General features: G+C 44.4%; 20 protein-coding genes. 10 read left to right on the plus strand and 10 right to left on the minus strand.

Going from position 1 to position 24,911, the window contains the following annotated elements; genetic code table 11:
* Window positions 1–24: 24 nt before the first annotated feature.
* From BSZ04_RS03215 to BSZ04_RS03230, 4 genes are all read right to left on the minus strand, one after another.
* Window positions 25–513 (minus strand): GNAT family N-acetyltransferase, encoded by a 489-nt coding sequence (locus tag BSZ04_RS03215; protein ID WP_088879516.1) that lies wholly within the window; start codon window positions 511–513, stop codon window positions 25–27.
* 491 nt (window positions 514–1,004) lie between these two features.
* Entirely contained in the window at window positions 1,005–1,247 is a 243-nt protein-coding gene (locus BSZ04_RS03220) for a glutaredoxin family protein (protein ID WP_197697123.1), read from the minus strand.
* A 25-nt stretch (window positions 1,248–1,272) separates the two neighbouring features.
* Window positions 1,273–2,205, minus strand: a complete 933-nt coding sequence (locus BSZ04_RS03225) for a ribonucleotide-diphosphate reductase subunit beta (protein WP_088879518.1) — start codon at window positions 2,203–2,205, stop codon at window positions 1,273–1,275.
* 52 nt (window positions 2,206–2,257) lie between these two features.
* A complete protein-coding gene (locus BSZ04_RS03230) occupies window positions 2,258–4,516 on the minus strand; it encodes a ribonucleoside-diphosphate reductase subunit alpha (protein ID WP_088879519.1) in 2,259 nt (752 codons plus the stop codon).
* Between the two features lie 464 nt (window positions 4,517–4,980).
* On the opposite strand from BSZ04_RS03230, the gene trhO reads away from it, so the two are divergent.
* Window positions 4,981–5,961 carry an oxygen-dependent tRNA uridine(34) hydroxylase TrhO gene (gene trhO, locus BSZ04_RS03235; RefSeq protein WP_088879520.1) on the plus strand — a complete coding sequence of 327 codons (981 nt, stop codon included), beginning with the start codon at window positions 4,981–4,983 and terminating at the stop codon, window positions 5,959–5,961.
* A 55-nt stretch (window positions 5,962–6,016) separates the two neighbouring features.
* On the opposite strand, the gene BSZ04_RS03240 is transcribed toward trhO, so the two are convergent.
* The gene (locus BSZ04_RS03240; RefSeq protein WP_088879521.1) at window positions 6,017–6,322 is read right to left on the minus strand and encodes a DUF6482 family protein; all 306 of its coding nucleotides are present in this window, start codon (window positions 6,320–6,322) and stop codon (window positions 6,017–6,019) included.
* Between the two features lie 109 nt (window positions 6,323–6,431).
* Between BSZ04_RS03240 and BSZ04_RS03245 the strand changes: the two genes are divergently transcribed.
* Window positions 6,432–7,913, plus strand: coding sequence for an FAD-binding domain-containing protein (locus BSZ04_RS03245; protein ID WP_088879522.1), 1,482 nt, complete (start codon window positions 6,432–6,434; stop codon window positions 7,911–7,913).
* A gap of 76 nt (window positions 7,914–7,989) precedes the next feature.
* On the plus strand, window positions 7,990–8,679 hold the full coding sequence (locus BSZ04_RS03250) for a flavin reductase family protein (RefSeq protein WP_088880233.1): 690 nt from the start codon (window positions 7,990–7,992) through the stop codon (window positions 8,677–8,679).
* A 19-nt stretch (window positions 8,680–8,698) separates the two neighbouring features.
* Here BSZ04_RS03250 and BSZ04_RS03255 read toward each other — a convergent pair whose 3' ends face one another.
* Window positions 8,699–9,571: a patatin-like phospholipase family protein gene (locus BSZ04_RS03255; protein WP_045390735.1), complete on the minus strand. Its 873-nt coding sequence runs from the start codon at window positions 9,569–9,571 to the stop codon at window positions 8,699–8,701.
* 1,428 nt (window positions 9,572–10,999) lie between these two features.
* Between BSZ04_RS03255 and BSZ04_RS03265 the strand changes: the two genes are divergently transcribed.
* Window positions 11,000–12,790: a methyl-accepting chemotaxis protein gene (locus BSZ04_RS03265; protein ID WP_161493753.1), complete on the plus strand. Its 1,791-nt coding sequence runs from the start codon at window positions 11,000–11,002 to the stop codon at window positions 12,788–12,790.
* 115 nt (window positions 12,791–12,905) lie between these two features.
* Here BSZ04_RS03265 and BSZ04_RS03270 read toward each other — a convergent pair whose 3' ends face one another.
* Window positions 12,906–13,547 (minus strand): MarC family protein, encoded by a 642-nt coding sequence (locus BSZ04_RS03270; RefSeq protein WP_045390729.1) that lies wholly within the window; start codon window positions 13,545–13,547, stop codon window positions 12,906–12,908.
* A 211-nt stretch (window positions 13,548–13,758) separates the two neighbouring features.
* On the opposite strand from BSZ04_RS03270, the gene nfsA reads away from it, so the two are divergent.
* Both nfsA and BSZ04_RS03280 read left to right on the plus strand, forming a co-directional pair.
* Window positions 13,759–14,481, plus strand: a complete 723-nt coding sequence (nfsA, locus tag BSZ04_RS03275) for an oxygen-insensitive NADPH nitroreductase (protein ID WP_088879523.1) — start codon at window positions 13,759–13,761, stop codon at window positions 14,479–14,481.
* 153 nt (window positions 14,482–14,634) lie between these two features.
* Entirely contained in the window at window positions 14,635–18,705 is a 4,071-nt protein-coding gene (locus BSZ04_RS03280) for a hypothetical protein (protein WP_088879524.1), read from the plus strand.
* 48 nt (window positions 18,706–18,753) lie between these two features.
* On the opposite strand, the gene BSZ04_RS03285 is transcribed toward BSZ04_RS03280, so the two are convergent.
* Window positions 18,754–19,128 (minus strand): hypothetical protein, encoded by a 375-nt coding sequence (locus BSZ04_RS03285; RefSeq protein WP_088879525.1) that lies wholly within the window; start codon window positions 19,126–19,128, stop codon window positions 18,754–18,756.
* 4 nt (window positions 19,129–19,132) lie between these two features.
* Window positions 19,133–19,441 (minus strand): monooxygenase, encoded by a 309-nt coding sequence (locus BSZ04_RS03290; protein WP_010450664.1) that lies wholly within the window; start codon window positions 19,439–19,441, stop codon window positions 19,133–19,135.
* Between the two features lie 109 nt (window positions 19,442–19,550).
* Here BSZ04_RS03290 and BSZ04_RS03295 point away from each other — a divergent pair, with 109 nt between their 5' ends.
* Window positions 19,551–20,444: a LysR family transcriptional regulator gene (locus BSZ04_RS03295; RefSeq protein WP_088879526.1), complete on the plus strand. Its 894-nt coding sequence runs from the start codon at window positions 19,551–19,553 to the stop codon at window positions 20,442–20,444.
* A gap of 328 nt (window positions 20,445–20,772) precedes the next feature.
* Window positions 20,773–22,041 (plus strand): DUF1835 domain-containing protein, encoded by a 1,269-nt coding sequence (locus tag BSZ04_RS03300; RefSeq protein WP_088879527.1) that lies wholly within the window; start codon window positions 20,773–20,775, stop codon window positions 22,039–22,041.
* 13 nt (window positions 22,042–22,054) lie between these two features.
* On the opposite strand, the gene BSZ04_RS03305 is transcribed toward BSZ04_RS03300, so the two are convergent.
* Window positions 22,055–22,651: a TetR/AcrR family transcriptional regulator gene (locus tag BSZ04_RS03305; protein WP_088879528.1), complete on the minus strand. Its 597-nt coding sequence runs from the start codon at window positions 22,649–22,651 to the stop codon at window positions 22,055–22,057.
* A 283-nt stretch (window positions 22,652–22,934) separates the two neighbouring features.
* Between BSZ04_RS03305 and BSZ04_RS03310 the strand changes: the two genes are divergently transcribed.
* Both BSZ04_RS03310 and BSZ04_RS03315 read left to right on the plus strand, forming a co-directional pair.
* Complete coding sequence (locus BSZ04_RS03310; RefSeq protein ID WP_045627190.1) at window positions 22,935–23,774, plus strand: TonB-dependent receptor; 840 nt, start codon at window positions 22,935–22,937, stop codon at window positions 23,772–23,774.
* 12 nt (window positions 23,775–23,786) lie between these two features.
* Window positions 23,787–24,911 carry a BamA/TamA family outer membrane protein gene (locus tag BSZ04_RS03315; protein ID WP_088879529.1) on the plus strand — a complete coding sequence of 375 codons (1,125 nt, stop codon included), beginning with the start codon at window positions 23,787–23,789 and terminating at the stop codon, window positions 24,909–24,911.

Consider the following 24,911-nt stretch of genomic DNA (forward strand, 5'->3'; position numbering starts at 1 on the left):
CGTGTCTCGCAACATAATGTGGCGCTAGTCTTTGACTCGCTTATTCATCATTTTGGTGATCACGCGGTAACCCATCTTATGGTAGAAATCTTCGCCTTCGTGATTAAATGACGCCACGGTTAAACCGAGCTCTTCAATATCTTGGCTGCACAAATCACTCTCGATTTTATCCATCAAAGACAAGCCAATACCTAAGTTTCGGTGGCTTTCAGACACCACCAATTCATTGATATAACCGACGCGTCTTTCTGGAGAGAGAATCGAGTTAACCTCTCGCACGGTGCCAGAAATAAAGCCAACCACCTGTCGGTTAGAACACGCGATAAAAGCCGTGATGCTGCCATCAAAATATTTATCGAAGATGTTGCGATCTTCCCTTAACTGCGCCATTTCTTCCGGAGAACGGTAGAAATCTGGCTCAGCATTATAATGAGAGGTGTCGAGTTCGACCAAGAGCGTTTTCAACAATGGGACGTCTTCTTCTCTTAGTCTTCTGATATGAAACTGTTGCATGTTGAATTCCTTTGCCAACCGACCTGTATCAAGCACAGATCTTTGCTTCAACTGATTATCGGATAAGAAGTTTTAGGAATGTGAAGCGAATCAACAGTACAAATTTCGACCATTCATGTCGAGTGCGTTTTCAACAGTTTTATGAGTTTTTACTGATAATTTGAACATCCACAAAATTTAAGTGGAAATAAAAATCCCCTTTTCTCAATAAAAGGGGTTATACCCAAGTGACTTCAAGATGCAGGATTCAGAGCGTTGTCATTGATTCGAGAGCAAGAAAAACAACGCAGTGTAATAGCCAGCTCTTTCCAAGTTGTTTGACGCAGCAATCGGGTCAATGACACGCTCCCAAAGGGCGAGCTGTCTTGGCTTGTATACTTTGTTGCCGATTCTTGATTTAGAACCACTAAACCTTTAAATCGCCGCCGCGTCTACAAACCAAGTCAGTCTCGCTGAACCTAGCATCTCGAGGTTACTTGGGTATACCTAATTTAGAAAACGGCATTTTGCTCAAAAGCGAGTGCCGATTTTAAGCGACTGAAATCGCCAATGGGTTCACCATCAAGCATAAACTGCGGGTAGCTTCTTGCGGTTGGGAATAACTTGAACAAGGTTTCCCGATCAAACTCCACATCCAACTTGAGCGTTGCCACGTTAAAGCCCTGATTTTGCAACCACATTGCTGCGGTTTCACATTGGGAGCACTGCTCCTTGCTGTACATTTCTATTTTCATCACTCTTCTCTGCTAATCCTTGCCGTTAGAAATCTGCATCAAAACTCAACTGGCGATCTTGAGGTCGTTTGTATTCAGTAACGCGTTTTTCGAAGAAATTGGTCTTTCCTTCCATATCCAATAAGCGCATGTAATCAAATGGGTTTTCAGCACCAAAGATCGGGTTGAAACCAAACAAACCAGCGATAACATCGGCAGTGTGCTCAATGTATTGGCACATCAGATCAGCATTCATACCAATCAAGTCCACTGGTAAGGCTTCTGTAACAAACTCTTTCTCAATTGAAACCGCTTCACGGCAAATCTCTTCAAACTCTTGTTGTGTCACCTTACCTTGACCTAAGGTTTTGAATAGCAGCGCAGAAAAGCTAAAGTGCAACCCTTCATCACGAGCAATCAAGTCATTGCTTGCTGCCAAACCAGCCAGCAAACCACGTTTACGGAAGTAGTAGATGGCACAGAAGCTGCCAGCGAAGAACAAGCCTTCCACAAGACCAAAGGCGATCAAACGCATTGCCAAAGGTTTATCGGAAGAGATCCACTTTATTACCCACTCCGCCTTGCGCTTCACGGTAGGGACGTTTTCAATCGCATTGAACAAGCGCTCACGCTCTTCAACATCGGGAATGTAAGTTTCGAGTTGCAGTGCGTAAGTCTCTGCGTGAATGACCTCATTAAATGCCTGCAAAGCAAGGAAGCAGCGCGCTTCTGCGATTTCAATTTCGCCATAGAATCGAGTCAATAAGTTCTCGTTGATCATCCCTTCGCTCTGAGCAAAGAACGCCAACACATGTCGAATGAAGTGCTTTTCGCCTTCGGTCAGCTTGGCAAGATCAGCAAGATCTTGAGCAAAATCGAGTTCTTCTGTGGTCCAGAAAGCCGCTTCGTGCGTTTTGTACGCTTGCCAAATCTCTTCGTATTGAATGGGGAACAAGCTAAATTTGTTTTTAACAATCATACCGTTTCCTTACTTTCGGTTGATGCGAATCTTTTTAATTGACGAGAGAGGTTTATGCGCCGCAGTTTAGGCAATCTTCATCTTCGCTTTGCTGACCAACGGTGACTTTCACCGCATTCGTTGATGGCTTGGAACGCAAGTAGTACATGCCGGTTTTCAGACCACGTTTCCACGCGTAGAAGTGCATCGCATTGATTTGGGCGAACGTTGGTGATGCGAGCCATAAGTTGAGGCTTTGCGATTGACAGACAAACGGGGCGCGAGCTGCCGACATATCAATGATCACTTTCTGAGAGATTTCCCACACGGTGCGATACACGGATTGAAGATCGTCTGGAATAGCATCGATACCTTGTACCGAACCGTTATTGAGAATAATGGCGTCACGGATTTTGCTCGTCCAAAGACCACGTTGTTCCAGATCGCTCACCAGATGTTTGTTGATGATGATGAACTCACCCGACAAGGTTTGGCGTTTATAGATATTGCTGGTTTGCGCTTCAAACGCTTCGTTGTTACCTAAAATTTGCGCTGTCGACGCCGTTGGCATTTGAGCAATCAGTAGCGAGTTGCGCACACCATGCTCTGCGATTTGGCGCTTGAGCTGTGACCAATCCCAGCGGCTGCTTGGTTGTTCATCCCACAGATCAAATTGGAACTGACCTTGACTGATTGGTGAGCCGTCATAACTGGAGTACGCACCTTTTTGTGCCGCGATTTCACAAGACGCTTCAAGGGAGGCGTGATACATGGTTTCCGCGATGTCACGGTTAAGCTGCAATGCTTCTTCGCTATCGAATGGAAGGTGCATTTTGAAGAACACATCCGCCAAACCTTGGATACCCAAACCAACAGGACGATGCGCGTGGTTCGATTTTTCAATCTTATCGGTTGGGTGATAGTTCACATCGATAACGCGGTCGAGGTTCTTAATCGCGACTTTGGTAACTTGGTGAAGTTTGTCGAAATCAAACCCCGTGTCTGTGACGAACTTAGGCAGTGCCATAGACGCCAAATTACAAGCCGCCGTTTCATCTGGTGTTGAGACTTCCATGATCTCTGCGCACAAGTTACTCGATTTGATGGTGCCGAGGTTTTTCTGATTCGACTTTTCATTACACGCGTCTTTGTAGAGCATGTACGGCGTACCCGTCTCGGCTTGTGACTCAATGATTTGCGTCATCAATTGGCGGGCTTTGATGGTCTTCACGCCCAATCCCATACGCTCGTATTCTTGGTACTTCTGAGCAAATTCAGCACCATATAAATCAGACAAGCCCTTGGTATTGTGTGGGCTAAATAGAGTCCATTCCGCGTCGTTTTCGACACGTTCCATGAACAAGTCTGGCACCCATAGAGCAAGGAATAAATCACGTGCGCGGAACTCTTCTTTGCCGTGGTTTTTACGTAAATCGAGGAAGGATTCGATATCCGCATGCCAAGGTTCCAGATAAACCGCAAACGAGCCCTTGCGCTTACCACCACCTTGGTCCACATAGCGAGCCGTTTCATTGAAGACTTTGAGCATTGGCACGATGCCATTCGACACGCCGTTAGTGCCAATAATTGGCGCACCCGTCGCTCGAATATTGTGGATGTGCAACCCAATGCCACCTGCCGATTTAGAAATCAGCGCACAATCTTTGAGGGTATCGTAAATACCGTTAATGGAATCTTCTTGCATCGCTAATAGGAAACACGAAGACAGTTGCTGCATCTTACAGCCAGCATTAAACAGCGTTGGCGTAGCGTGGGTGTAGTAACCAAGGCTGAGCAAATTGTATAGCTCTCTAATTTCTTCAAGATCGTCACCCGCGACAGCGACTGCCACGCGCATGAACATATCTTGTGGTCGTTCAACCACCACACCTTTTACTTTCAATAAGTAGGAACGCTCGAGAGTTTTGTAGCCGAAGTAATCAAACTGATAGTCGCGTTTGTAGTCAATCATGTCTTCGAGCGCAAACTGATTCTTGGCAACAAAGTCGACGTAAGTATCGGAAAGAATACCGATCTCAGAGAGCTCACGTGTTGCAGTTGCGTATCCGCTGGTTTCTTTTTGCAGAGAACTCACCATCACGCGAGCCGCAAGCTTGGCATAATCAGGGTGTTCCGTCGCAAGGCTTGCTGCCGTTTCAGCGAGGAATACATCGATTTCCGTCACCTTGATGCCGTCGTACAAACCGCTTACCACGCGTTGTGCAACCGCAATCGGTTCGACTTTTAGTCCATCAGCCAGCGCTTCGGCTCTTCGAGTCACCTTATCTAGACTGGCTTTTTCTTTCCGTCCATCTCGTTTTATAACGTCCATAATCTATATCTTGTGTGTAGTTTAAATGTTGAGCACCATATGTACGCAATAGATCTAGGTGATAATGGTTATCATTACAAGAAGGTTTTTTAAAAGTTAGAACTGAAGATGGAGAGGGTAAGGAAACATATTGACACTGACACCAAGCTCGATAGGAACAGCAATCAGAGGCAAGCACCACATACCTGATAAAGTGATGAAGTTTTCCACAAAGCTTTAATTTTCATTAACTTAATTCATTTCTAGAAAAGAACAGCAAATGTGATCTAGTTCAAATTTCATTCCATTTAATTTCCAATGCTACGCGCTAAGATTTGTTGAAAAAATCACCGGGACAACATGACTGAAAATATCCGCATAGTTTGTCCGTATTTCCGACTAAATTACTCAGGTATACTCCGAGCCGCTAAAATTGTTAGGTATCGAGTCGTCGAACCATCGACCTTTTAAAGTAAGGAATAATCATGAGTCAGTATGTTGTCTGCGCCCTGTATAAATTTGTGGAACTGGAAAACTACCAAGAGTTACGCGAGCCATTGCTTGCCCTAATGGAAGCCCACGGTGTACATGGAACGTTGCTACTGGCGAGTGAAGGTATTAACGGTACGGTTGCAGCGAAACGCGAAGGTATTGATACACTGCTTGCATGGCTAAATGCCGAGCCTCGCCTTACTGGTATTGTTTACAAAGAGTCGTACTCAGATACTCAGCCATTTAACCGCACCAAAGTAAAGCTAAAGAAAGAGATCGTGACATTGGGCGTTGAAGGCATCGATCCTCGCCATGTCGTTGGCACCTACGTGAAGCCGCAAGATTGGAACGAGCTGATTGCTGATCCAGAAGTATTTGTGGTTGATACTCGTAATGACTATGAAATCGAGATCGGAACATTTAAAGGTGCAATTAACCCAAATACGGACACGTTCCGCGAATTTCCTGACTATGTAAAACAAAACATGGACCCAGAGAAACACAAAAAAGTCGCGATGTTCTGTACTGGTGGCATTCGCTGTGAAAAGTCGACCGCTTACATGAAAGAGCAGGGCTTTGATGAGGTGTACCACTTAGAAGGCGGCATTCTTAAATACCTAGAAGAAGTACCAGAAGAAGAAAGCTTGTGGGAAGGCGACTGCTACGTATTCGACGGTCGCGTTGCAGTGAACCACCAGCTAGAAAAAGCAGACTACGACTTGTGTAATGCTTGCCGACAGCCAATCACAGAAGAAGACAAACAATCAGAACAGTTTGAGCAAGGCGTAAGCTGCCCGAAATGTTTTGGTAAACACAGTGACGAGCAAGTAGCGCGCTTCCGCGAGCGTGAAAAGCAAGTGTCGTTAGCAGCGGTTCGTGGCGAACAACACGTCGGTGGTGAGAGCGCCAAACAACGTGAGCAGCGACGCGCAGAAAAACTGGCAAAGAAAGATGCGCAACGTAAACAAGCGTAATCAATCTGGTGCGAGCTAACAAACCTAGCTCGCACTTCCTCCCTTTTATCTAATTTCAATAAAGCTGGTTATCTTTCAGCAACACTTCTAGCTCATTAGTACCAAAGCTGCTTGGCTGCCCAACCATTTCATCATAGGCACTTTGCTGGCGAAGCATCTGTTTGTTCGCTTTCAAGTTACGACATTGCTTTTGCAACTCTAGTATCGAATGCGCCCTTAAAAACTTCCCTTTATCGTCGGTAACAAAATGCTCCTCTCCGTCGACTAGAACCGAGACTTGATACAATGCGAGATCGAGAGAGTGGATGACAAGCTTGTCGATATAGAAGAATTTTTCCAGTTTACTGAGTGGCATAGACATAAAGCACCTCCTTGCTCCGTGCCTTTACGTCAACCGTAATAAAATCGATCACCGAGTGAGAAATTTGCCTCTCTCATGCGTAGAAATCGGAAAACCAGTGAGGGCTCCGATGCAAACAATCAACTTAGTGTGGCTAAAACGCGACTTACGTCTGACCGATCATGCACCTTTGCAACACGCTCTATCTTCTGAGAACCCAACAGTGCTGCTCTATATTTTTGAGCCCATGCTGTTGGATGACCCACATTACTCCGAACGTCATTGGCGCTTTGTTTGGCAATCACTCCAAGACATGGACGCCCAGCTTACTCAACATGATCAAAAGGTCTCAGTAATGTTTGGCAATGCTCGGGATTGTTTGAGTGCGATTCAAAACCAATTCAACATCAATGCCGTTTTCTCCCATCAAGAAATTGGATTGAATTGTACGTTTGAGCGAGATAAACAAGTATCAGCATGGCTTCAAGCACAAGGCATTCCATGGCATGAGTTTGAACATGGCGCAGTTGTGCGAGGCGCAAAAGACCGATTCGGCTGGGACAAACATTGGGATACCGTTATGCGAGCTCCGATAGAAGAGGTTGAGCTTGAAAGCGATTCTCTTATCACCCTCGATATCGACGCGCTAGGTTTCACCTTTACTCCTCCCCCTTCTTGGTTAGAAAAAGTAAAAGGCATGCAAACTGGCGGGAGCTCACTCGCTTGGCAAACATTGGAAGACTTTTTTCAACGCCGAGGACGAGATTATTACCGCAGTATTTCCAACCCGACGGCATCTCGAACAGCCTGTACTCGCCTCTCTCCCTATCTTGCATGGGGGAACATTTCGCTTCGAGAAGTGTATCAGTACCTCTTGCAACATTGGCAAGTGACGGGGTTTCGTCGCAGCCTAATTGCGTTGTCTTCAAGGCTTCATTGGCATTGTCATTTTATGCAGAAATTTGAATCTGAATGTGAGATGGAATTTCGCTGTGTGAACCAAGCCTATGAACCTTTGCTTCGCCAAGCGAGCAACAACGACCCAATCCGACTAGATGCTTGGAAGGAGGGAACCACTGGCATACCTCTCGTCGATGCCTGTATGCGCTGCCTTCATCACACCGGATACATCAACTTTCGCATGCGTGCGATGTTAGTGAGCTTTTTAACACATCATATGAGCATGGATTGGCGCGATGGCGTAACTCACCTAGCACAGCTCTTTCTCGACTTTGAGCCGGGCATCCATTATCCACAATTTCAAATGCAGGCTGGCGTGACGGGCACCAATACCATCCGTATCTACAATCCGACAAAACAAGCACAAGAACACGATGCCGATGGTGAATTCATTCATAAATGGATTCCGGAGCTCGCCAAGGTACCTTCCCCACTGTTGTTTGAGCCTTGGAAAATGACCGCAATGGAAGTCGTAATGTACCAATTAGAACCGGACTCAAAATACCTCGCCCCAATAGTCGATGTAGAAGCGAGTGCGAAAGCTGCCAGAGAGCGATTGTGGGTTTGGCGAAAACGTGCCGACGTAAAAATGGAAGCTACACGCATTTTATCTCAGCACGTCCGCCCTTCTAATAAAAAGAAAGCCAGTTGATCGCCTAGAAAAGGGCATGCGTAAAAACTGTCACTACATACTCGATAGACACAACGACTGGCGTCAATATTTAGATATGAATAACGTAACTCTTTCAAAACACGACATTAAGGCAATGGAACAACGTAAGCGAACTCGCCTCGTCAATTCATTAGCAGGGTATAAAAGCGCAAATCTGGTCGGGACAAGAGACAGGGAAGGACAAGAGAACCTTGCTATCGTAAGTTCTGTGATCCACTTAGGCTCACATCCGCCACTGTTCGGCTTTATTGTCCGTCCACGCAAGAGTCGCCGCCATACGCTAGAAAACATCGTCGATACCAAGCACTTCACCATCAATGCCATCAGCGTCGATTTCGTACAAAAAGCGCACCAGACCTCCGCTCGCTATCCAAAGCAAATATCCGAGTTCGAGGCAGTTGGACTCACACCGTATTACGATGATGCGTTTTCTGCGCCATTTGTTCTGGAGAGCAATCTAAAAATGGGGTTAGTTTTGAGAGAGCACATCAAAATTGAAAGCAATCAGACAGAGATGTTGATTGGTGAGGTGTTGATGGTGCATGCACCTGAAAGAGCCATCATGCCCGATGGCTACCTAGATCTAGAGCTACTCGACTTAGTGACCATTTCAGGGCTGGATAGCTACTACGTCACGCAACGTCTGCATAGGTTAAGTTATGCCAAACCAGACACTCGCCTATTCCCCCTAACGAGAGAGGGAGAGCCTTCATCTTGGGGAGCGCTTGAAGTTGATATGGACTAAATTATTTAGGCCTCAAAAGCTAAATACAAAAATGGCAGTTTTCTCTGTCCAATCCGTGCTCACCAGCTCGGTTAGTCAAATGGTTGCGTCCAGCTTCAAGCCCCATTTCATAGCCTTCTAGCAATACCGATTGTCGCATTGATAAGCGCTGCACACTGAATTCATCCGGTGGCGCGATGACTCGAATACTGGTGCCTCTCGGCGGATTACGAATGAACTCTAAAGACTCATTATAGTTTTGCGAACGATGCATCATCGCTTCTGCCATTTGGGGATGTTCAGCAAACAGCTTTTTCATCAACCACGTTGTTTTGACTGGCTTCTTTTCATATGCCAATGGATGAGAAAGGATAACCGTGATATCCCGAGCACCACGACGATGGGCTTCACGCACAGGAATAGAATCCGCCACGCCACCATCTGTGTAACAACCACCGGAAAAACATGGCGTGTGTTTGTAAGCAATAGGCAGTGCAGTCGTCGCTTCCATCGCATTGTGGAAGTTATGACGATTGACACGATAATAGTCTGCCTTGCCTGTATTAACGTTAGTTGTCGTTGCTAGAAAAGGGATTCCGTCAAACAGCTTTGCTTCATCAACTGGGTACAAACGATTTGACTCTTCAAACAGCCATTTTACGTCAATCAAGTCCCCTCCTTTCAAAAAACGAGTGGGATCAAAAAAGCGTTTGCTGGTTGCTAACTTGGTGATCACATTGATACTACGGTGCGGATAGTCCGTGAGATATCCGATTAAGTTTGATGCCCCTGCAGAGACACCAATCGCAAAATCAAATGGTTTGTAGTCCTGTTCTAAGAATGCGTCTAGTACACCACTAGCAAAAACTCCACGCATTGCTCCGCCTTCAACGACTATTGCTTTTGTTGCCATGTTTCCCCCAATAAATACCCGAAAAAGACTACTGAAATTCGTGCTACAACAACAATTGGTTATTCTTATTATTGAAATAGAGGAAGTCTATGTATATCTGATACTGATTATGAAAACTAAATGTGCAAAACCTTCTGGGAGCTTTGATTACGATGGGCAAAGTAACAGATAACTCCTGCTTCCTACGGGCGTAATGACGCGATCTATCTAAGCTGTTTGACGATGCTATTTCTTTACCAAATGACACACCAGTGACAATCCCTAAGCATCTCGAGGTAGCCTAGGTACAATTCAATGCCCTCAACTATAAAAATGGTCCAACTTCAAGCAAGCCAATTAAGGTTAATAACATAAGTCAACCTCGTTAAAATCCAGTTAACATTCAAGACCAAGACTCTTACATTCTCTAAATGTCCAATTCAGATCATAATTACGGGATAAAGTTCTAATATTTGACATTTCATTTTATACCGCAATAAACAGCCGTATGCGGATCACTCTTTCCCAATAATCCGTGTGTATCATTCCGAATCAATCACTATTAGTAATGCCGACAAGGTACATATAACGATTATCGCTATCAGTCTTGGTAAAATAGAGCTAAGACCAGCGTAAAGCATTAGAGTTAAATCTAATATAACTGAAAGTAATATATAAAGATAATTTAGCCAACAAAGCATTTATAAATATTATTGAATATATCTATTCACGAGAATACCACACTAGTAAATCTAATCGTGGATAATTCAATTCTAACACCATATGAATACTTTTCTGGCACTAGGAAAGCCTAACAAAGGCCGCTAATGAGTTACTTATTATGGAAACTAACTGCAAAAGTCATTACTTGGCGTCCAGACTAAAATCGGGAGCACATATTGAGTTTAGCGTTTTTAATGTTTTACCTAACGTCCTCATGCTTCGGGGAGAAAACGTTTGTGTCCAATGGTCACTAAACCGCGTTGGAGTTGAGATTTCCGATTACGACAAGATGATCAAAATTGGCTTTCATTATATGCATGATGAACTGGGAGATTGTCAGTACTTCTTCTTTGACAAGGGAGAGAAGAGCGCACTGTTTAACTTCTTCAAAAGTCTGGGATTAGTCCGTATAGAGGAAAACCAAGTCGATTAGGTTCTTCGAATCTCTATTACCCAGATCTTACAACTCAACTTTTTATTTATAACTATTCCCACGCCAAAAATTACTGGGAATGGTCAATAGTTTGTTCTTGTCATTAAAAGGAACTTAAGGACTGTTAGAAACTAAAAATAACTAAAAATTCATGTATTAAACATCAGAAAAATTAAACATTAATAATTACGAGACTTAAAATGAATCTATCACTCAGAGGGAAAATAGCACTTGCCTCTATTGCTATATCCGCGACACTATCGGCATCAATAATTGGATTAAGCACATCCAAAATGACATCTCTAACCGAGAAGGAAATCAAGACAAAAATAGTATCTGTAGCTGAAGTTACTGATAAGTTAGTGGCAAAGTGGGTCGATTCAAAAATCTCCGTACTTAATGGTGTCGATATCAAAGGTGACTTTAAACAAGCCGGAGATCAAGCAATAAAGTCCGCAGACTTAAAAGATGTTTTTTATGGTGAGAGTAACGGCCATTATCGTGGGGCCGCACTAAACGAAGATGAGATGCCAGAAGATGGGTTCGATCCAAGAACAAGGCCTTGGTATAAAGGGGCGATGACAAGTGGTAAAACCATCATAACGAGCCCTTATCTTGATGATGACACCAACAAAATGGCCATTGCTATCGCTAAACCGATTACTGGCCCAACAGGGCTTGATGCCGTAATAAGTGTCGAGCTATTCGTTGACGAGTTCTCTAAAGAAATTTCGGAAATAACGGTTGGTGATGAAGCGAACATTTACTTAGTAGATAAAAGCAACGCCACGTTTATCGCGCACTCTAAAGGTGAGTTCTTATACAAACCAACCACCGAATACACCAAAGAATTCACCACCAGCAAACTGACTGACTTCGAGTCTGATCGAAAAATCCATCATGTGAACGTTGGCGGGGAAACAAAATTGGTGTACTTCATGCCAATACAGTCGACAAACTGGATCATTGCTGTTGAATTAGATGAGGCCACCGAAATGGCGTCGCTTCACGCCATTATTTTACAAAATGTCCTGTTATCTATCGTGCTGATTTTCGCCTCAGCCCTATTTATTATTTGGTTATCGAAAGTATTACTAAAAGATTTGCATACTGTCTCAGATGCTCTTGGGGAAATTGCTGATGGTGACGGCGATCTAACGCAACGTATCGATATCAAAAATCACGACGAGATCGGTGCCCTAGCGGAAAACTTCAATAAGTTCGTAGGAAACATGCACGGCATAGTCACTCGATTGAGTTCAGTATCCACGAACCTGAACATCCAGGCTCATGACATGAATACTCAATCCGGTGAGAGAAGGATTCTAATTCAGAACCAACAGGGTGAAGTGAATATGGTCGCAACCGCGATTCATGAAATGGCTAGCGCAACACAGGAAATCGCGAAAAACGCCGAAGGTACAGCCAACGCATCCGATAATGCCGTTGCTAAGTGTAAAGATGGCGAGTCTCAAGTGGTACGAACCCAAGAATCCATCAACGAATTGGCAAACGAAGTTCAATCCGCAACAGAGATCATTCTCAAGCTAGAAGATCACGGAAATGCAATTAACGCCGTACTCGCAACCATTCAAGATATTGCTGAGCAAACCAATTTACTGGCGTTAAACGCAGCAATTGAGGCTGCTCGAGCGGGCGACGCTGGTCGAGGATTCGCTGTTGTGGCAGATGAAGTAAGAATATTGAGCCAGAATACGCACAAGTCGACCAAAGAAATTCAAGAAACCATCGAGACGCTAAGAACAACGACAGCGGATGCGGTTGGCATTATGGAGACAAGTAGAGAGCTTGCGTCGAAAAGCGTGAGTGAAGCAGAGTCTGCAGCTTACAACCTAAGTAAAATAAACCAAGTCGTTGTCGAGATTAGTGATATGGCATCTCAGATTGCTACAGCAGCTGAAGAGCAAGCATCTGTGACCGATGAAATTACCAAAAACACGGAGATGATCCGAGATGCGGCAGATGATTTATCGGAAAAAGCCGTGATTGCGGAAGAGCAGTCTGTCGCACTATCTGGGTTATCAGGTGACCTGAACAAAGAAATAGGAAGCTTTAAGCTATAAGCACTAACCCACCGCTCCCTTTTCAGTTTGATTTCAATCACTCAGATAAAGCTGAACATCCCTCATAAAAATGCCCGGCTTAACTCACCAGCCGGGCATACTTGAAGAAAAGGCTCTATGCAAAAACCGTTTTATAAGCTGCTGCAGCGCCATCAATAAACATCTGAGTTCCGATGACCGCCAAAATCAACCCCATCATTTTAGTGATAACGTTAAGTGCACTTGGACCAACGGCTTTCACTAACTTGTCCCCAAATAAGAACAGCACATAAGTGATCACACAAAGGACGGCAAACGAAGCAATGGTAATGATGGTTTCCGTCATGCCACCAGCGGTAGCAAAGTTCATAGCCGTAGCGAGCGTACCTGGGCCCGCTAAGATTGGCATCGCCAATGGGGAAACGGCAATACTCAGAGCCGCTTGTTCTTGCTCAGGTGAATAAGCTTTTTCTTTTGTCTTTTTGTGTGTCGATTCACCTTGCAGCATGTGAAAACCGATTAGAAAAACTAAGATACCGCCAGTAATGCGCAGGGCGTATAGCGTAATCCCAAACAGATCGAATATGACTTTGCCAGCAACGGCAAACACAGCGACGATAACAAAGGCGATAAAGACAGATCGAAACGCAATTGAGCGAACCGTTTGTTTATCTTCATCTGCCGTTAGGCTCAGAAAGATAGGAATATTGGCGATCGGGTTCATGATGGCAAAGAAGCCCATAAACACTGTGACCGTATGAAGTATCAGCTCTTTCATGTTCTCCACACTTGGTAAGCTATTGATTATTAAAAATCAGTATATACCTTACTTTATAAATAACGTCACTTTATGTTCAGTTTGCTCGATAGAACTTTGTCAATTTTGCCCTTTGGCACAGTTTGTACCACGTACAGGTTTACGCTCCCCGCAAATACCATTATGGTGAAGTTTCAACCAAATAAAGGCAGCCCAAGGAAGTTAGCACATCATGAACAGCACGATTGAAACCATACTCGGTCATCACTCCATTCGAAAGTTCACCTCAGATCCGATTACGGATGAACATCGACAAACTATTCTTCAAGCGGGCTTAGCCGCATCTTCTTCAAGTATGTTGCAGGTTGTATCCGTCATCCGAGTTACAGATATCGAAAAACGTAAACTGCTGGCCCAGTACGCCGGCAACCAACCTTATGTAGAAAGCGCCGCTGAGTTCTTGGTATTTTGTATTGACTACCAACGCCATATAACAATCAACCCTGAGGTTCAAGCAGACTTTGCAGAGCTCACCCTGATAGGTGCTGTAGATGCTGGCATCATGGCACAAAACTGCTTGTTGGCGGCAGAATCAATGGGGTTAGGTGGTGTGTATATTGGCGGCCTAAGAAACAGCGCAGCCCAAGTTGATGAATTGCTTGGCTTACCGCAAAACACGGCCATTTTATTTGGTATGTGTTTAGGTCATCCAGATCAAAACCCAGAAGTAAAACCTCGCTTACCAGCTGATGTCATCGTACATGAAAACCAGTACCAGCCGCTAAATCTTGAAGATATCCAAACGTATGATCAAACCATGCAAGACTATTATACGAGCCGCTCAAGCAATCAAAAACAAAGCACCTGGTCACAAGAAGTCACTAGTAAGCTCGCGGGAGAATCTCGCCCTCATATTCTGCCTTACTTAAACCACAAAGGCTTAGCAAAGCGTTAAATTATCCCCTATTTCTGTACCAGGTGATTTTGACTCCAACTTAAGGTGTGACTTAGCGTCACACCTTTATAAATAGCTCAATCTTTTCAGTGACATCGGTAACACACGTCTTTATCCTCAACTAAATATGTAATTAGTTGTAGTGCAAGTATTATGTCAGTTGCTTTAGATACCCAATCTCTGGTCGTGGAATACGACCCTCAATCTCTTGAATCTTTACGCCAAGCCCTAAAACATTATCGAGAAGCCCTCCTGCAAGAAAATGCCTTTGATAACTATCATTGTCATGTTCGCTTCCAAGTAAATAACGGGTGTGACGATCAAATTGGTTCATTGGTTGAAGATAAAATTGCTCAAGAAGTGTTTGCTTACGTTGGCTACTCGTACAAAAGCGATATTCAACCAACTCAGTTGTTAAACAGCACCTATTTAACCAGTGAAGGCGCGTTTTTTCTTCGAGCATGTCAACATCAAGCACTAGAGTCTGAATTAGAGGAAACGGCTAAATTGATTTGCCACCTCGCTAGACAATTTAATGACTCTAGTGAGATGTGGGTATCTGAAGAACAAGTATTTGGGTTGTTACCACTTTTGATTGTAGGGCTCACCTTCCCTCGCTTGGCTTTTTATCTTGGCGGTTACACCATCCCATATTGGGACAGTGAGCACGCTCCCCACGGTGAGTTTGCATTGGGGGTTCTGACAAACCATTTGGGTTATACCCACGATACACTGAAAGCATTTTGCTACTGTGATAACAGTGCTGCTCGAGGATACATGTTTGATGATTCTAAACATGAGAGTGCAAGCGACCTAACGACTCGTAGCCAGGTCACTGGATTACTTAAGATCTTCCGCGAAAAGCCACACGAGTTCGAAGTATTTCGATCTTTAATGAAGCAACGCTTTGCTGATCAAGGCTACCTACAATATACAGATGACTCTCGCTACTATGTTGAACGCCCAGTAGACCGATTCATCTATTCCATCATGTCGCCCATTCATGGCATTGATATCGATGATCATGAAGTAGATTACCATGCGGTGATGATGAGCAACTTTATTGACTCATCAGCAGAACAAGCAGCGGTGGCACTTACCAGTGAGATCGAAGCATATCTGGGTCGTCCAATTGTTCCACCCAAAGTCATCGAAAATGAAGACGACTACTACCGTGATCACTACTATTATCGAGGCACTGGTATTGCGCAATGGAAGTCATTCATTACCGATGGTTTTAATGAAGGGAAAACAATTTGGCATTACATCGAGAGTGGGGAAGATGCACGAGTCCTAGATGTGATTGAACCGTGTAACATTCAAATCGCCGCGAGAAAAGGTAACTTCGATATCTCCGAGAAATTCGAATATTACCTCGGCCGCTATGACTCTTACCACGAAGAGATGATGACCATTGCCGGTGACATCCTACACGATTGGCACAATGAAGACTTGGATGATGCAGCGATAGCGGAAAACAATCAAAAGATCTTGCGCTTGTTTGACGTATTACATTGTTGGAACAACAAAGCGTCTTTTCATGCCAATGTGGCTCATGGGCTTGTTCATGACTTTGAGCTCATAAGTGATGAGGATTTCACCCAACGTTATAACGGTGATTGGAAAGCGCAATTTCTAAACTATGTCAAAGAATGTGGTGCATACCGAGACAATATTCGCCAGAAAGAGACCCAGCTTGCCCATGAGTTATTGAACAAACATCGTGAAGAGGCAACTGTTCTTCTCGAACAATTGGCTGACGCGTTTGATGAAGAGTTTAGTTTAGCCAGTCAACTGGCTTTCTGTGCTGGCATGCTTTACCACGATAAAAAGCACGGTATCAACGACAGGGCAACAGAAGCATTTGAGGATAAACTTGCCTCAAACCTAAAGTCAGAGCTTCTTCTCGCTTTGAGTGAAAACAGTCGATTCCATTGTATTGAGACTGCCGAGAAACGTTGGCGATACGTTCCTCTCACAGAGGAAGAGGAATCCCAAGCAAAACAGGATTGGAAAATCGTCGATGCATTTCTAAGCAATGAAAGCGATGATTTCGATGTCACGCTAAAATCTTTTAAAGACAATATCGAACAGCTCAGTGACAGCAGACAAATTAACAAAAATCAGCCTTACTATGAGTTTCTGCGTGACTTTGACGACAAAGCCCAAAAGCTATTAGTCGCTGCTCATGTTTGGGGCTCACTACAAAATACTCCTGAGCAAATCTATTGCCATCGCTTACTTTTACTCTGGTTGACATCAGCTCCGGCGAAAGTCACTCGCATGCTGTCTTATTTTTATTGCGATCGTTATGGAGAGTTAAGCGATCAATCACACTCATTTGTCGATGACTTAGAATATCATTCAGAGATCGATAAACTGACTGGGCGCTTGGAATTACTATTGTCGCAAATCGATCGTAGGGACGATGATGAAATCAGTTTGATGGACATGTATTTCGATCAGTTCGAAGCGCAGCAACAAACAGAACAAAACAAACAGTTCGTTCGATCAGCACTAAAAAAACTCCGTCCGGATGCTGAGCTGCGCTTCTTCGAGCTGCTGGAGCAACGAAGACCAAATATCAAAACCAGTTACTACGACGACGCGCTCTTAGACTCTATTCGCTACACCGTAAGTGAACAAATGGGACGCCGTAACCCCAATGGGTACGCCATCACCAAAGAGCAATGCAAAACAGTAGAGTGGATCACTGCTCAGATCGATCAAACGACATCGCTAAACTCAGAGCAGTTACAAAAATTACTGGATACACTAAAAACTAACTTCATCAGTGATTTTGATACCAGTTACGGTATTCCTGGTATTGATGAACTGTATTGGAAAGCCTCACCGCACATCCAAGATAACCTCTTGCGATTATTTGCTCTTAATCCTAGTCTGGGATTGAAGCAACTTGAGAGTGAACGTGATCTCCCTCTGCCAGACTTGTTTCAACAACTGTATGACCGAGGCGCACAACTCGCAATGTTGCTCAAGTATGCAGTTAAGCAACATTGGGTCAATGCGATGCCTTGGTTTGCCAAACAAATCGATCTAAAGCGCTATACAGATCAGTTGGAGATAAGCCAACTACTTAAGCTGATTGAGTTGGTCGCTAACCTCCCAGAGTTCACAACACTCATCAGTGAATATGCGCAGCACCCATCGTTGAAAGTCCAGCAGCTTGTAGCAGATATACAGGCTGGAAAATATCGTCATGCTGCGCTTTCTCCTTTTGAGTTGCTCGATTGGGGCATTTACCATATTCCAGAAGATGATGACCCAAGCGAATTAATAAAACAAACCACCCTAGTCCGTGCGGAAGATCAACGTTGTTTTGGACTTCGTATCGGCTATTTCCCAGAAGATGATGACGACGAGGACGGTTATGAACCTGAAGTCGCCCTAACAGTTCGCATCGATCACCCATACAGAGCTTCAATTGGAGGTTACTCACATGAATATGAGTCTTCGATTCAGCTAAATCACTCCAACTGTTTGACTTGGAACCTAGGCGAAAAAAGTTCTAACTCTACCGGCGTCTATCGATATCGAATTTACCATCCCAGTGGCGACTTGCTTGCGGACAAAGTGTTCCATGTCGTCGATGATAGCCCTAGGCAAATGGCGCTACTGGAAGAAGCTCAACAAAAAGCACCATTTGAAAGCTCTCATATTGGTTCGATCTGCCTTAATCAGGGGCTTCTCGATTTTGTGGATGCGAAAACGAAGCCGTACGGAATGATCTTTGGTTGTAAGTTGCCAGAAAAACCGATGCCCGTTCACTGTCATACAAAAGACAACCAATTGGAAATCGCTGAAATACACGTCACTCCTGCCGAGCCGACACAGTGGTTCTATGCTTCAAACCCAACCTACGCTTTTATGGAACAGCGCGTGAAAAGCCGAGTGCTTCTCGTTGGCAGTACAAACACCATAACCGAGACTCAATCAAAAAAATCGCTATGGAAAAATGCGGTCAAACAGAGCTCCCCCGTAGCACTCATTCAACCAGATGAAACAAAAGCCAACAATGTTGCTGCAATTTATCTCGATAAGTGTGGAGCGAAGGTGTTTTATGGTTTTGATGAGAAAGACAACTTATGTCGTATCGCGGTAACGAACGTTAAATATGGTTTGGCTCGGCGCTTTTTCATCCGCGTCATGAACCGTATTGCGAAAAAGATAATGAAAGATGGTGGCGAGTTTATGCCTCATTAAAAAAGCAAGCCCCGCGCGCATCGCGGGGCTTTCTTGATATGGTTTGTTCTACGATTGTTTCTTCCATTGAATAAAAGTGAGCGCACTCAGTAATAAGAAGAACGCAGGGTCACTCCAACCAAAGCCAACAAACACACCTGTAATGCCTGCGTAAGTGGTGATCACCACGCCTAAGAGATTCGTGACCAACAGCGCTTTGAACAGTTGCTTGGCTGTGTTGCTAGGTTCCACATCACGTAGCATCAAACTGACCGCAGCAATCCCACCTAAAAAGATCGACGTATGCTGCGATAAAAACAGCGCGTACTGGTCGTTAATTTGTATGCCATACATCGGCCACATCATGGTTGGCACAAAAAATAGCGCAAAAGCGAATACCGTATATATGACACCATGAACGGTTAGAAAGGTGCGGTTAGTCATAACATTACTCTCCGATTGGACCTTGGTTGATATTACTTAGCGGTGTATTGATATCGAATATCTGGCCTCTTACTTCCTCGACACCCATCTGTTTCAGACGAGCAGTGTGCATTTCGAGATAAGCTTGCGCCGTGGCTTCATCTTCAAAAAGATAGATACCCCCACCGAGTTGGTCTTTTTCGCTTTCCGTCCAAATTTTCCAAATCATGCCCGGCTCTTGGTTAATTGATTTCGCTAAATCGATCAGAGCATTCGACATCTCTTCACCAAATGGGCCATGAAATTCAAAATCAACTTGCAGCAATTTCGCCATCTTGAGTCTCCTCTTATTATTGACTCGCTTTCGATGGGAAGATTATTACCTTTATAAAACTGACAAAAAAGTTCATAATTTTGCCATTAACTGTGGAAAAAACTGACCAATGAGACTCAAAACAACCTTAGAGCAGTGGCAAACACTACAAGCAATTGAACAGGCGGGAAGCATTCAGTCAGCCGCAGTAACGCTCAATAAAAGCCATACCACGCTTATCTATTCGGTGAAAAAACTCGAAGACCAGCTTGGTATCAAGCTAATAGAAGTAAAAGGTCGTAAGGCGGGGTTAACCGAACACGGCAAGACGATGTTACGCCGTGCGCAATCAATGCTTGAGCAGGCTCGTGAACTTGAAATGATCAGTGAACAGCTAAATAGCGGTGTAGAGTCGCAAATTACGGTAGCTATCGATCACCTGTGCGATCCAAGTTGGCTCTATACTCCTCTTAGCGAATTTCTCACACAAAACAATACAACTTCAGTTCAAGTCGTAGAAACCTCTCTGAGTAAAACCACAGACATGGTGATCAATGAATTAGCGGACATCGCCATCATCAACCTTCCGATCACCAACTACCCTGCAGAAGCGTTTGGCACTACCACTATGGTCCCTGTGATCGCAGCTCAACATCCGCTAGCAAAGAAGGAACATATTTCATTGGCGGACTTTGCGACCACCAGCCAAATTGTGGTTCGAGATTTGGGGGAATCAGACAAAGAGAAGCGAGACGTAGGCTGGCTGCGCGCGCGCCAAAGAATCACGGTGGATAATTTCGACCATGCGTTTAGAGCGGTTGAGCAAGGTGTCGGCTTCTGCCGCCTCCCAAAACATCTCGTTGAATACCGCCAAAATGACCGCCTCAAAGTAATTGACCTAGAGCATTCGAACCAATATCAAGTCGCTCAGCATCTCACCTTACCTAAAGGGGCGAAAAGTGGACCAGCCGCTCTTGCCCTCTATCAAACACTACTTGATAGTGCCAAAGTGCGAGTGGAATAGAGCAAAACAAAGCACGCTCAACACCCGGCGAATCTTGAGTTTTCATCATCGATGCTCTCTCCGCTCCAACTTGCTCCTCGACTTAAGTTCTGGAACTGTTTTATGTGAAGTTAAGTGCATTTTTGCTTCTTTATATTATTCAAAGTTGCGATACCTGTTTCGATTACATACCATGTAAAAAGCTCAAGCCTAAAGCACCCAACACTCGCGGAAAGAACTCGGTTCACGGCAACTCAACCTCCCTGCTCTTGTTAGCAGGAACAATCTGTTTTTACCTTCTTTTAAACTTCTAATAAGGCGAGTGTGGAAGAGATAAGAAAGGTGAAAAATGCAATCTCATAATAGCTTCTCTATTAACCTCAACCAGCAAAAGTCTCTGGCCAAAAAACGCTTAAAAGCGATCCGCCAAAATGATGAGCGTGCCTTACAGCAAGTTAGGCAATTTCATACCCAGCCAGAAAAGCTTACGACAGAGTCCATTCAACTAGCAGATGTTCAACATGCCTTAGCAAGAGAACTCGGCTTACCTAGTTGGAGTAAGTTAAAGGCGCATATAGAAGAGTTGGAATTTCACAAGCTCGCCATCCATAACCGAGAACAGCCTCTAGATGCGGAACTAAAGACTCTGCACGTGCGATGTGGACATGATATTCAGCAACAATTGAAAACTTGTGGCTTTGAAGGTGAATTCTTGCCCATGATTGATCCTTTGTGCATCGGCCCCATTCCAAATGATGAAATGGCTTTTGTCGCAATCCGAGCACAATATGTCGTTGATATGTTGTTACCTGTAATGGGGCGTGAAGGCTCGGTGCAAGACATCGCCCTATCTGAGCAGAACAATATCAATACTCTGCTTGATGAGCAGTTTGAGCGAATTGTGTTTTGGGTAGAACATGATACCTATGATCAGTTCATGTTACTTCGAGGGTTAACACTTTTAGAAGAAACCGAAGGAAAAGTCATCGAGATCATCGAGTTCAATCAGTTTCCGGGAACCGAGCGTTTTATTGGCTTTGGGCAACTCCCTGCAGAGGCGGTTCGCTCATGCTGGCAGCATCGAAAGCCCGTCACATCAAAGCTTAGAAGCCAAGCTAAGCGTTGTTGGCAGACTTTGACATCACCGACTCCTCAATCCCTTATCGAACTGCTTTCGCAGCATGAGTTAGATTGTTTGCCAAATATTAAAGCCGCGATGAAACGACACCTTCAAGAGTTACCTCACTCGGAGTCAGGGTTGAGCTTCACCCAACAATTGGCGCTAGAAGCATTGGCCGAACACAGCACACCAATCACCGTTAAAGATTGGTTTCAGGAATACCAAGAAAAAGAGCCTCTTCCGACGTTGGGTGATGTGATGTTTTATGCATTACTCCTCCCGCTGACACGCAGCGACAAGCCGCTATTTAGCATCGACTCATTGCAAAAGAATTGGTGGGAGCAACAAGTCTGTATTACAGAGCACGCTCAAGCATGTCTGGAGGGAAGCCAACCCATAACTCAAAACTACTGGGTCGGAGGCATGCAAGTCCGAGAATCAAACCTATGGGTTTGGGATCACAATCAGCTACCCAGTTTGAGCTATAAAGAGTGGTAACAGAACGCTCTATTTAACAACGATACCCATCTAGGAACAGCGTAAGTATATCTTCAATCGATTTCTTGCGCTGTTCAAGGTTTGGCACCTTGTGGTTAGCAATCAACTGAGGCCATAAAAAGTTACCTTTCAATAGACACATCAACATATTACTCATCACAGCCGGATTTAGGTTTTTGATTTTCTGATCGTCAATTGCCTCAGAAAACCACTTCTCTAATTGTTCATCCTGGCTTTGAAGTTGATGCAGATAGTTTTCCACAAGTTCTGGTGTGCGCATAAACTCGCTAATAACCATCTTAGCTAGCGGCAGACCAAAATCCTCATACATCGAATCGAGCTTAGCGAGTAAATAAGTGCGAAGTTGAGCCTCTATACTCTCTTCAGGTGAATACTGAAATTGTAGACGTGCCCTTTGAATTTCCATCACTGCTTGAATGGACTCAATAAACAACACATCTTTGCTTTCAAAATGGCGATATAGAGTTCGCTTGGAAGTGCCGGCTCGCTCGCAGACTCTGTCCATATTGGCACCTGAAAAGCCATGCTCGATAAATTCTTGTTGTGCGGCTTCAATCAGCGCAATCCGTTTTTTTTCTGAAAGCTTCATCGTTCTAAATTCACCAACCTCATGTAAGTGGCTGCAGAGTATAGCGCACAACAATATAAAGTACACTTTAAAGTTTACTTTTATGATTTTAGGAGTAAGATGCGCTCGCCGAAGTTAAGAAGCTGCTCTAAATCCGTTAAAAAAACAGCCGTCCTTATCTCTCGCTAAAGTGCTTTTTCTCCATGATAAAGCTGTGATTTACCCGTGACGCTCATTAGATATTCATATCCGGATCAAAACGGCTCTGGCTATATAATGATCGCCATGCTTAATGAAGTGACTTATGAAATTACCTTCTTTGCTTGTTGCTGCTTCTTGCCTCGTTACTGGAGTCGCGAATGCGGATTCAATTTCTCTGCCGATATGGAAAGAGAAAGCAGAAGCACTTGGCTACGAGTTACCAAAACCTTTTGGTTTAAACCTCAGCTATATGAGTATGGAACAAGGCATCAATGTCGACTCTATCGCACTAAAAGGTTTAGGCGGGATTGAAAAGTTAGTCGATATGCAAGCAGAACCAGGTAAGCAAGCCACTGACGTTATGACATTACGCGCCGATGTCTGGCTGTTCCCTTTCCTAAACGTTTATGGCTTGATCGGTACGCTTGATGGCTACTCAGAAACCGATGTAAACGTAAAGGTTAAGTTGCCGTTTGTGAAACCACAACGTATTGAAAATTTCCGCCTAGATCTCGATGGCTACACTAAAGGCCTTGGTTTTGTGCTTGCTGGCGGTTATGACCAATGGTTCGCATTGGTCGATGCAAGTTACACTCAAACCAATTTAACCGTTATTGACGGTTCAATTGATGCAGTTGTGGTTTCTCCTCGTATCGGTTACGACTTCCATCAAAATGGCGTACCGATTCGTTTTTGGGTTGGCGCTATGTATCAAGATGTCGAGCAAGAACTCTCTGGCTCACTCAAAGACCTTGGCTTACCGCCATCTTTAAGCGGATTAATGTCATCAGATGCCCGTTTTGAAGTAAAGCAGCGCTTAGAATCTGAATGGAACACCATCGCTGGCATGCAATACCAAATCAATGAAGATTGGTACCTTTTGGGTGAAGCCGGTTTTGGTGATCGTCAAAGCATCTTCTTCTCTTTAGACCGTCGTTTCTAGGGTAGCGAGAAGATGAAAGCCTCATATACCCTTGCGCTGACAGCGCTGCTTAGTTCGTCATACGCTATTGCTATCGAAAAAGACGAAAGTAGCTTAATGGATGACATCCTGACCAAGCTTGGTTCAAGTGAAACCGTGGATGAATCTAAGTTAATCGACTGGGGCGTATTACCTGGTCCTTTTGTTAACCCAGAACAAGGGTTTGGTATTGGTGTTGCCGCAGTAGGTTTGTACACGCCTTACGACTGGCAAAAAGGCGAGCCTTACTCGACAGTCACCGTTACTTCTTATGGTTCAACCTCAGGTTCTTACGGCTTGGGGTTAAACAATCGCACCTATTTAAAAAATGACAAAGTGCGTCTTTTAGGTGAGGCATGGATAAGCCATACCCCCGGTTACTATTGGGGTATTGGCAGCCAAGCTGCTGAAAACGAGAACAACAAAGTGCAGTATGAAGGGCAACGTTTACAGTTGAGCCCAAAAATCGCCGTTGAAGTCGCGCCAAATACTTACGCCAAACTTGGTTGGCAATGGCAGTCATTCAGTAAGGTCGACGGTGTCGAAGGCGATATTCTCCCTTCAGAAGTTGCCGATGCCTCTAGCAGTGGCGTCTTAGTTGGAATGGAATACGACACTCGTGATTTCGAACCGAACCCAATGCGGGGGCAGTTTCTCGATGTTGAATGGATTGCTAACCGAGATTCACTCGGCAGTGATGAAGACTACGATAACCTAGTTGCTAACTATCGTGTTTACCAACAATGGTCTGACACGACGATTATTGCAATGGAGGTATATTCACAATCGATTTTCGGTGACGCTCCTTGGTTTGATTACGCCCAGCTAGGTGATGACCAGCGTATGCGTGGCTACTACCAAGGGCAATATCGCGATAAGCACCAGCTTTCTACACAAGTAGAAATTCGCCATGCCATTGCAGGTCGCCATGGTGTGGTTGGGTGGCTAGGTGCTGGTAATATCGCACCAACTTATCACGAGCTCTTTGAAAATAGCTGGCTACCGACTGTCGGGGTTGGTTATCGATTTGCCTTTAAGGCACGTATTAACGTGCGCGTCGATTTGGGTGTGGGCAAAGACAGCACCGGTTTTTATTTCCAGATTAATGAAGCATTCTAG

Source organism: Vibrio rotiferianus (genome assembly GCF_002214395.1).
Taxonomy (GTDB): Bacteria; Pseudomonadota; Gammaproteobacteria; order Enterobacterales; family Vibrionaceae; genus Vibrio; species Vibrio rotiferianus.